The following is a 2,972-nucleotide window of genomic DNA, read 5'->3' as shown; positions in this document are numbered from 1 at the left end:
GCTTGTGCATCATCTGGGGGCATGATACTATTCTGCGCCCGGGAAATTTTATTGAAAGAGAAGCGACAACAGTATGAAGACCCAGTTTTTTCATGTCAAAACAAGAGAAGAGGTCTGGGCGGAATATTGCCGTTTTCCTCTGCTCCCCTGTGAAGAAGTACCGCTTGATCAGGCAGACAACCGGGTGCTGGCAGCTCCAGTGCTGGCTGCGGAAGACCTGCCGTCATTCCCTCGTTCAACGGTGGATGGCTACGCTGTGAGGGCTCGTGATACTTTTGGGGCCTCAGAAAGCCTTCCCAGCCTTTTGCAGCTGGTTGGCGAGGTGCTCATGGGACAGGAGGCGGGCATTGAGTTGGGCGCCGGCCAGACTGTGCGAATTCCCACCGGAGGCATGCTGCCCAGGAACGCCGACGCTGTGGTCATGGTCGAGTACACGGAGGAACTCGACAGCCGCAGTGTGGCTGTCGGCCGCAGCGTGGCGCCCCTGGAAAACGTGATTCAGCCGGGCGATGACTGTGAAGCTGGGGCGGAGGTACTGCCGACAGCAAGGCGGCTACGGCCGCAGGATATCGGCTTGCTGGCGGGCATTGGGCATGTCTCGGTCTCAGTGAGACGCAGGCCTCGAGTAGCCATTATCAGCACTGGCGATGAGATCGTGCCGCTGGAAGAGACTCCTCTGCCTGGTCAGATACGCGACATCAACCTCCACAGTCTGGCTGCCATGGTGCGCCATGCAGGTGGTGAACCAGTGCTTGTCGGCCTGGTGGCGGATCAGTACGAGCCGCTGCGGCGCAGTTGTGAGCAGGCCCTGGCGCAGGCTGATATCTGTCTCATCTCTGGTGGATCGTCGGTTGGCACCCGGGACCTGACACTGGAGGTGCTCTCTTCATTTGCAGATAGTGAGGTGCTGGTCCACGGGGTGGCTATCAGTCCCGGCAAACCAACCATACTCTTGCGCATCGGCAGCAAGGCATTCTGGGGTCTTCCCGGACATGTCACCTCGGCTCTGGTGGTATTTCAGGTGCTGGTGCGGCCTTTCATTGATTATCTTGCCGGCATGGAGCCCGCACTGGGGAGGGGCTGGCCGCTGGCGGCCAGACTCAGCCGCAATGTGCCCTCCAAACAGGGCCGGGAGGATTTTGTCAGGGTCAGACTGACAAGAAAGGCAGGAGTGCTGGAGGCTGAGCCGCTTTTCGGACCTTCTGGGCTCATATCCCCGCTGGTGAAGGCCGACGGCCTGGTGCGGATCGAACGCTACTCTGAGGGCATCTATGGCGGCGCAGAGGTCGAGGTCTGGCTGCTGTAGCGGGGCTTCGACAATGCCCCAACATTTATACTGCCAGTCACCATGGGGCTGCAGCCAGCTGCATGTCAGGAGTTCAATCAACAAGAGGAGTTCTATGGCACGGCGGATATATTTGAAGATGAAATCTCTGCAGGAAGCAGTGGAGATTTTTCTTGGACACTGGGACCTTTCCACCATGCTTTCCGTGGAGAAGATAGCTACCACTGAATCAGCCGGGAGGGTGACTGCTGCTCCGGTCTTTGCCCGTTTTTCTGTGCCCACATTTCACTCTGCGGCCATGGACGGCATTGCTCTGGAGGCAAAGCGCACCTTCGGAGCTGCCCCGGAGAAGCCCATACGCTTGAAACTGGGTGTAGATGCCTTCTGGGTGAATACTGGGCAGTGTCTGCCTCCAGGTACCAACTCGGTAATAATGGTGGAACAGCTGCATCAGCTGGATCCTGACACCGTGGAAATACAGGCAGCCGCCTTTCCCTGGCAATATGTGCGCAAGGTGGGTGAAGACATAGTTGCCACTGAACTGCTGCTGCCGCAAAACCACCTCATCACCCCTGCAGAAGTGGGGGCAATGCTGGGAGCCGGCGTGTTGGAAGTAGCGGTAAAGCAGATTCCCAGAGTGCTGGTGATTCCCACTGGTGACGAACTTGTGGATGTGCAGCATCTCGAGGGAGTAAAGGCTCCACCAGCAGGCAAGGTGGTGGAGTTCAACTCATGGGTTCTGGTACATCTGCTGCGCCAATGGGGGGCAATCTGCCATAGGCATGAAATTGTGCCTGATGAGCCCGAGCAGCTGCGGCAGGCTATTCTGGATGCGGTGCAGGGCGATTACCATATTGTGCTGGTCAATGCCGGCTCCTCGGCTGGCTCTGAAGATCACACGGCAAACCTCATTGCCGAGCTGGGAGAAGTGCTGGTCCACGGGGTGGCCATAATGCCAGGCAAACCGACTGTCCTGGGTGAGGTGAATTCCGTGCCCGTGGTGGGGAATCCTGGCTATCCCGTGTCAGCTGTAATCAGCCTGGAACAATTTGTCCGGCCTTTGCTCTACAGAATGCAGGGCCTGGTGGAACCCGAGGCCGATAAGGTGGAGGCCCATCCCTGCCAGAAAATCCCTTCTAAACTCGGGGTGGAAGAATTTGTCAGAGTGCAGGTAGGTCGCGTGGGGAAAAAACTGGTGGCCACACCCCTGGCCAGGGGAGCCGGCTCCATCACTTCTCTGACGCGGGCGGCAGGGTTTCTGCGCATAGCAGATACAGTAGAGGGAGTCTCTGAAGACGAGAGTCAGCCTGTAGTCCTGCTCACTCCCAGAGAGACCATAGATCGCACTCTGGTGGTGGTGGGGAGCCATGACATGACTCTCGATCTGATCACAAATCTACTGAGGAAATATCACCCTGACGTCACTCTGGCCTCCAGCAATGTGGGAAGTCTCGGTGGCTTGTTGGCGCTGCGCAAAGGGAATGCCCATCTGGCTGGCTGCCACCTGCTCGACACAGAAACTGGGGAATACAATGTCTCTTACATCCAGCGCTACCTGCCGGGGATGGATGTGCGTCTGGTAAACCTGGTGCACCGTGAACAGGGCTTGGTAGTGGCCCGGGGAAATCCCAAGCAAATTCGTGGTCTAGCTGATCTCGGGCGGGCCGATGTCCGCTTTGTCAACAGA

Annotated in this window: 2 protein-coding genes; both read left to right on the top strand. The window is 57.8% G+C overall.

Going from position 1 to position 2,972, the window contains the following annotated elements; genetic code table 11:
* Positions 1-73 precede the first annotated feature (73 nt).
* Positions 74-1,306, top strand: a complete 1,233-nt coding sequence (locus JRI89_17385; GenBank protein ID MBW2073004.1) for a molybdopterin molybdotransferase MoeA — start codon at positions 74-76, stop codon at positions 1,304-1,306.
* Positions 1,307-1,400: 94 nt separating this feature from the next.
* On the top strand, positions 1,401-2,972 hold a 1,572-nt coding region (locus tag JRI89_17380; GenBank protein ID MBW2073003.1), incomplete at its 3' end, for a molybdopterin biosynthesis protein.

The organism is Deltaproteobacteria bacterium (assembly GCA_019309045.1).
In the GTDB taxonomy this organism is placed as follows: Bacteria; Desulfobacterota; Syntrophobacteria; order BM002; family BM002; genus JAFDGZ01.
The sequence above is the reverse complement of the archived record's forward strand: the minus strand, read 5'-3'. Positions and strand labels throughout refer to the sequence as shown.